Genomic DNA, 7,103 nt, shown 5'->3' on the forward strand with positions numbered 1-7,103 from the left:
TCCAGGCCAAATACACTGGAATTACCGCCTTTACCTTAGAGATATTTGATATGTGGGGGAACCTGCTCTACACTAGCACGGTAGACAGCCTTCCTACAGAAACCCTTTGGGGCTGGAATGGTGAATACCCTTCTGGAAAACCCTACACCTTTAAAACTTTTAGGTATAGCTTTACGGCCATGACCCATGACGAACAAGAAATTAAAACCGCTGGGGAGGCTACCTTACTGAGATAATGTTATTTAGAAAAAATACATACCTGCTGCTTTTCCTTTTGGCCACCGCTTTGAGCGCCCGCCTCCAAGGACAGGACCGCTTTATTCACAACCTGAGCAGCCTGCCTCATTTTGCCAACGCTAGTTACTTTGGCTTTAAAGACCCTGCTAAAATTGGGGTGGTGAGTGAATTTGTGAACGCTCAGGCCAACAATGTCTCTCAGCACCAATACGCCTACGCCACCACCTTCTTTGAAGACTACGACTTTCAATTGGGACTGGAATACATGAACACCAAGCTAGACAACTCGGGCTACAACCATTCCAATGCCCGCCTGAGCTATATTTACAAACTCCAACTAGAAAACAACTGGTATTTTTACCCTGGGGTTACGGCTGGCTTTAGCGGCTACAACTTTGACTATGGCAGCCTTATTTTCTCAGACCAAATAGACATTCTCTCTGGACAGGTAAATACCCAGACCTCTGACCCTATTGTGGCCACAGATAATATGGGCTATATAGACTTTGGCGCCTCATTCATGGCACACAACGACTACAATATGTCTTTAGGACTCTCTATTCGCCATTTAAACCAGCCCAAAATATCTTCTGAGCTCTCAGAGCGTGTGATTAATCTAAACATGCTTATAAGCGCTCAATTTGGCTATGAGATAAACCTGAACCGCTACCAACAAGGCCGCCTACCGAATTACTCCTACCTCTACTTGTTCCAAAACTTTAGCAAGCAGGGCCCCAACACCCGCCTAGACTTGTATCAGGAGCTGACTATGGCCAATTTGGTACTGGGCATAAACGAACATGTCTCTGGCCTGAACGGCGCCAATCTATTCCAAGTAGGCTTCTCTGCGGGTATGAAACTAGACGCTTTAGACATAGGCTTTAATTACAGCATTCCATTGGGCAACAGCCAATTCGCTACTCCCAACGCCTTTGAAATCTTCGTAAACTTTGACCTCTCTCCTTACAGGGTCAGAAACCGAAAAGATTTTAGTAGGTTTTACTAGCCTTTATAGCCAAGAGGCCTTTCATAAAATTATTGACGTAAATAGTAACAATCAGTTGTTTAGCACTATTAATTCATAAAATATTTCATTATGATAAATAAAGTTGTAAATTTGACTGTTAATAGGGTGTACCGCCTTATTTAGAAATTTTATACAGCGAAACTACTGTTTCTCTAGCCGACGGTTTAATGCCACTCGTCTATAGATATCCGGTATTTCGTCGAAAAAGTGAAAACGGCCAGCGGTTAGTTTCACACTTTTGCACGGTATAGATGTTTCCAAATTGCATTGTACACGCATTTATTTAACGACTATGAACCAAAAACGAATTACTAATCAGATTTTAAATCAAAAGAATTACACTTTAAATTCAACACTTAATTACTTATTTAACATTTCAAACATGAAAAAACTATTTTCTTACTTATTAATTTCGTCCATGGTGGTTTTGTCATCATGTACAAACTACGATGATCAATTCGATGATCTTAACACACAGATTAATACATTGAAGTCTCAAATTGAAGGATTCTCTTCTTTATCTTCAGGTTTAACTGCATTACAAGGAACAGTAGCATCTTTACAGACTGCTATTGCTAACATCCCTGTAACTCCTGCAACTGACATCTCTGGTCTAGAGTCAACTCAGGCTGCATTACAAGCTGGTTTAACTTCATTGGCTGACGCAGTTGCTGATTTACAAACTAGCTTAGCTTCTGCTGCTACTGCTGCTGAAGTTGCTGCTTTGTCTACTTCTTTAGCTGCTGTTCAAGCTGACTTAGATGATTTGTTAGCTTCTAACAACATTTACTCAACGGCTATATCTATTACAACTAACTCTGAATTAGATTTTGCAGTTGCTTTGGGTGACAAAGTAAATATTGTAAACGCAGCTGTTGTAATTACTCAGTCTAAAGATATGGATGCTGCAAAATTGGCTGGTGTAATGGCTAAATTTAGATCAGTAACAGGAAATGTTACATATACTGCTACAGAAACTGGAATAACTTCTTTTGGTGAATTCACTAATTTGACAGCCGGTGCTGTAGTAACTATTGATCAAAAAGCTCCTGTGAGTTTGCCTGCATTATCTTCTGCTACTACTTTGGATATTAAAGACAACACTGGTGTTACAAGCGTAAGTGTTCCAAACTTAGAAACTGTTACAACGTTGTCTAATCTTACTTTTACCAAAGCAACATCATTAGATTTATCATCTTTAACTAGATACGCTTCTGATTTAACAATTTCTGTTAAAAGTGGTAAAGTTAATTTAGATTCTTTCGTTACTACTACAACTGCTACTAATAATCCTGAATCAGGTAAAGTTATTACTGTTAGTGGAGCATCTGAAGTGGTTGCACCGTTAATAACAGGTGGTAAATTGATTATGGATTCTGTTTTAGAACCAAATTTCCCTGTTTGGAAAGGTGCTAATTCTTCTGCATTTGCAAAAGCAACTAAAGTTGTTTTACCAAGCATTACGGGTCAAGTTACTATCAATTTAAATACTTGGGCTCCAAAAGCGACGTATTTTCATTACATTGGTCTTGATGGTGATGACGCAACATCTACTGCGGATGATAAAATTTTAAAATTCCCTTCATTTGATACTGGTGCTGCAAATGGTAATCTTGAGACTTTAATTGTCGGTGGTTCAAGTACTTCAGTTGATGTAGACGGAGCTACTGATTTAACTTCATTTACAATAACTGGATCAACACATGCATTAACTGTTAATAATAATGATGCATTAACTTCTTTAACTCTAGGTCATACTTCTAAAGTAAGAGCTATTTCTGCAGGATCATTAGTAGTAACAGGAAATGAAAATATCGAAAGCATAACTGCAGATAGTTTAGATGATATTTCTACTTTAACAATATCTTCAAATCCAGCGCTTGAAACACTATCTTTTGCAGCGTTAAATTCTTTAGGAACTAAAACTGATGGAAAAGCATTAGGAAGTACTGCTTCAATTTCAATTACTGGAAATGCTCTAGCTGCATCTTTAATTCAATTACCATCTCCAACAGGTACATTACCTGCAGTTGCTGGTAAAGTAACAACCGCATCAGGTTTGACAGCAATGAAAACTTATATTTCAGCTAATGTTGCAGCAGCAGCAGGAGCGTCTAAAGTAACTATTGATGACGTTGCAAATGTAAAAGATCATTTAGGTGCTGATTATACTGGTACCGTTGAGCTTGCAACTAATACAGCTGCATCTGCTGAACAGACATGGTCAGCTGAAAACGATCCAATAAACATTGTGGACATTGCCGCAGGTACTGTATCTACAGCAGCTGTTGCAGCGCTAAAACAAAAGAATACTTATTCTTTAGTTGCTGGTTCAGCATTTGATGCTAATGAATTTATTGCTGTTAATCCAAATGGTACTGAGTTAGCTAAATATAACTTTACTACAGCGAACACTGGTGCTATTACTGGTTATGTTGCTTCAGATATCACGACTTGGGCTTCTGCTGTAGAGGCTGAGTTACAATCACAAATTGATAATAACGGTGCAGACTATACAGTAAGCATTGTTAACGATTGGGGTAGAACATCTACTTACGACATCAATATGTATCTTGACGGTTCTTTATCTGCAACTGCAGGTGCTGCTGGAAAAACATTAACTTTCACTTTTGATGGAACTCAGGTAGGAACTGTTGAGTCAAACAATGATGATGATTTAGCATCTGCTATCGCAAGAGCTATTAATGCTGGTGACGCATCAGACACTTGGTCTGCTGCAACTGCATCTGGTCCAAAAGTTGTTGTTACTCCTTTAATTGATGGTCAAACTAACTATAACTACACTGGATCATTTCCTAACTTTAGTTTCCCAGCTTACTCTGTAGCTGCTTCTTTAACTTCTTATTTAGAATTGTCTAACACTATTAGACAAGACACTAAAGTAGATTCTAAGGGTTGGAGAATAACAGTTCAAAATGATACTTATGCAATTAATGCTGCTAACCTTAATAGAGCTGAGACAGCTAGTATGTCTACTGCTTCAGGTATCGCTTTAACTGAATTAGTTGCAGGAACAACTTTAACAGATTCTCAAACTAATATTCAAGCTGATTTCTCAAAAGCAACAGCTGGTTCATCCGCTGTGTTAACAGGAACTAAAACTGTTAATCTTACATCTTGGATGTAATGTTTAAGTAATTATTTATTAAATTAGACCCTCCATTAGGAGGGTCTTTTTTTATGAAATATTTAGCTGCTTTATATTTTTTTTGTTTGTTATGTATACCTTATTTTCCAAGGCTTGATTCAATTGATATTATAGGAGCTCACTGGTTTTATTTGTCAGCTCTTAATCTAGTTTATTTTCTTGTATTATTTAATAAGAATCCTTTCCAAACTATAGCTACTTATAAAGATTTACCAGTTTTTTTTCTTTATTTATTATTTCTTTTTTTAGTATTTATATCATTATTTTATTCTAATAATCTTAATGTATCACTTGTTGATCTTGCGAGGATTTTTTCTATTTTTCTTACCGTTATTTACACTCTTTTATTTCTTCCATATGTAAAGTTGCAGTATTTGCTAATTACTTTTTTGTCCACGCTTATTATTGATTTGTTCTTCATTTATTATTACGTTGTTGAATACTTCACTGTAAATACATTTTCAATTGTTAGTTTTCAATCCATTTATACAGAATCACTTTTTAGAGGTTTTTCTGGTAACAAAAATATTATGGCTGCTTTTATATGTATGAAGTTTCCTATATCTCTTTATTACTTTTTTAAAAGTAAATCCCATATCTCTATTTTATATTTTCCTTTCTTTATTCTATTTTTTATTACCATTTTTTTGCTAAATTCTAGAGCTACATTTCTTTCTTTGTCTGCTGTTTTGTTTTTAACTCTTCTTTATTATTTCTTTGATTCTCGTAAAAAGCTATTTCATACGTTTTTAATTATCGCTTCATTGTCATTATCTTTTTATATTTTTACGTTTATCCTTTTTTACAATTCACCTGATGTTTCAATTGTTTCCGAGGTAAATTCCATTCAACTAAATGCTAAATCAAGTAATCATAGATTTTTGCTTTGGGATAATGCTCTTAATTATATTTTTGAAAATCCTTTTTTTGGATCTGGAATAGGTAATTGGAAAATTGAATCTGCACCATATTGGAAAACTGAATTATCCGATTTCATTGTTCCATATCATGCTCATAATGATTTTCTTGAATTATCAACAGAGTTAGGTGTTCTAGGTGGTTTGGTTTATTTCAGTATTTTTATTTTTATTTTTTATGTTTCAATTAAATCTATTCTGAAGTTTGACCTCAAATCAAGCTACAATCTATTAATTCTCTCTTTTTTTATTATATATTTTGTTGATGCTTTTTTAAATTTTCCATTAGAAAGAACAATTATCCAGTTAAATTTCGCTCTGTTCTTTTCACTATTTCTGTTTAATCATAGATTTCAGGCAAATGAATAAATATTTACATTTATTTTTATTTATTGTAGCCCTTTGTTGTTTTGTGATCTCAGCTTCTGTCTTAAAAACCTTTAGGGGCTTATATAAATTGCGCTTTGAGAAAAACCCCTCTTTACAAATTAGAACTGCAGAGCAATTCAACGAGAATTTTTCCTATTTCCCTAATATTTCTGCCTCAGCCATTCCTATTGATGGCTTAAGATTAGCTTATTATTTGCAAGATCCTAGATTAAGATCAGAGGTTAAGTATCTGTCAACTAAAGCAACTCAAGCAAACCCATACTTGGGTTATTCAGATTTTGTTTTAGGACGTTACTATTATAGTATGGGTAATATAGATAGTGCATTATATTATTCAAAAAAAGCTTTTGACTTATGGCCTAAATCAATAGACAATTACAAAATGTACAATCAAAGTTTAGCTTTTAAAGGTGATACCTTAGGTATTTTAAGTGCTTATGAAAGTATAGAAGACATATTTAGAGATAGAACTAAATATGGAGATATGTTTATAAAGTATTATGCATTCGCTAAAGTTAAATACTTAATTAAAAACTATCCAGATGAGTCTCACATAGAGTATGCTAATCTTAAAGGGCGTTGGCAACAGATTCACGAATATGAAGATGGTAAAATCACTTATGAAGATAATTTTATAGAATTTGATACTTCTAAAGATTTAGCAAAATTTAATGACACCAGTTATTTTGTCGCTAAATCCAATGATAGTTTAAATTTATTTTCATTATCAGATAGAAATTACAAAATAACCTCTCTTTTAGTAAGATTTTCAGATTCGTTGAAAACGCTAACCATAAAATATGATCCAAAATCTAATCAGCCTGAATCTTTTTTTAAAAAAGTTGATTAATATTTTATTTCCCACCTTAAATTAAGTACTTTTATTACTTGAAATTAAGTAATCAAATAATTAGTAAGTGCTAGGTGAATTAATAACCTCAAAAACAAGATTGCGCCTGTTGATAAAATTCTTTGTATCACAGGCCAATCGAGGTTATTTAAATGGTCTAGCCACGGAGATGGGTGAATCTACTAACGCCATCCGTAAAGAACTGAACCACCTGCATGACGCTGGTTATCTTCAAAAAGAAAAATTCAATAATAAAATACAATACAAGGCTAATACAAAGCACCCAATGTTCTCTGTGCTCCAAAAGGTAATACTTAAGCACCTGGGGCTTGAAGACGCTGTAGAGATTGTCCTAGAGCGAATGGGAGACGTGGAACAAATCATTCTCATTGGTAATTATGCCAAAGGAATAGATAGTGGCAAAATAGAAATAATCATAGTAGGTCAGGATTTAAATACTTCCTACGTAAGAAATCTAGAAGAAAAGCTAGAAAAGCTCATTTCCAGAAAGGT

At 34.6% G+C, this 7,103-nt stretch carries 6 protein-coding genes; all 6 read left to right on the top strand.

All coding sequences use genetic code 11. The features are described 5' to 3' along the window. Nucleotides 1-236 (top strand): hypothetical protein (locus Q0L44_RS04845; RefSeq protein WP_296636027.1); only part of this gene is annotated, 236 nt, incomplete at its 5' end. Continuing rightward, entirely contained in the window at nt 236-1,243 is a 1,008-nt protein-coding gene (locus Q0L44_RS04850) for a type IX secretion system membrane protein PorP/SprF (protein WP_296636029.1), read from the top strand. The genes Q0L44_RS04845 and Q0L44_RS04850, both read left to right, overlap by 1 nt. Nucleotides 1,244-1,646: 403 nt before the next feature. Further along, entirely contained in the window at nt 1,647-4,412 is a 2,766-nt protein-coding gene (locus Q0L44_RS04855; protein ID WP_296636032.1) for a hypothetical protein, read from the top strand. Between the two features lie 53 nt (nt 4,413-4,465). Further along, on the top strand, nt 4,466-5,719 hold the full coding sequence (locus Q0L44_RS04860) for an O-antigen ligase family protein (RefSeq protein WP_296636035.1): 1,254 nt from the start codon (nt 4,466-4,468) through the stop codon (nt 5,717-5,719). After that, complete coding sequence (locus Q0L44_RS04865) at nt 5,712-6,590, top strand: hypothetical protein (protein ID WP_296636038.1); 879 nt, start codon at nt 5,712-5,714, stop codon at nt 6,588-6,590. The genes Q0L44_RS04860 and Q0L44_RS04865 overlap by 8 nt, the downstream gene beginning before the upstream one ends. Before the next feature lie 67 nt (nt 6,591-6,657). Next, nucleotides 6,658-7,103: ArsR family transcriptional regulator (locus tag Q0L44_RS04870; RefSeq protein ID WP_296636041.1), on the top strand; the 446-nt coding region annotated here is incomplete at its 3' end.

Source organism: Polaribacter sp. (assembly GCF_024639685.1).
In the GTDB taxonomy this organism is placed as follows: Bacteria; Bacteroidota; Bacteroidia; order Flavobacteriales; family Flavobacteriaceae; genus Polaribacter.

Excerpts from the sequence above, each read along its gene's own strand:
- Q0L44_RS04865 (WP_296636038.1), top strand. The coding sequence starts at position 5,712 with ATGAATAAATATTTACATTTATTTTTATTTATTGTAGCCCTTTGTTGT.
- Q0L44_RS04850 (WP_296636029.1), top strand. The coding sequence starts at position 236 with ATGTTATTTAGAAAAAATACATACCTGCTGCTTTTCCTTTTGGCCACC.
- Q0L44_RS04855 (WP_296636032.1), top strand. The coding sequence starts at position 1,647 with ATGAAAAAACTATTTTCTTACTTATTAATTTCGTCCATGGTGGTTTTG.
- Q0L44_RS04860 (WP_296636035.1), top strand. The coding sequence starts at position 4,466 with ATGAAATATTTAGCTGCTTTATATTTTTTTTGTTTGTTATGTATACCT.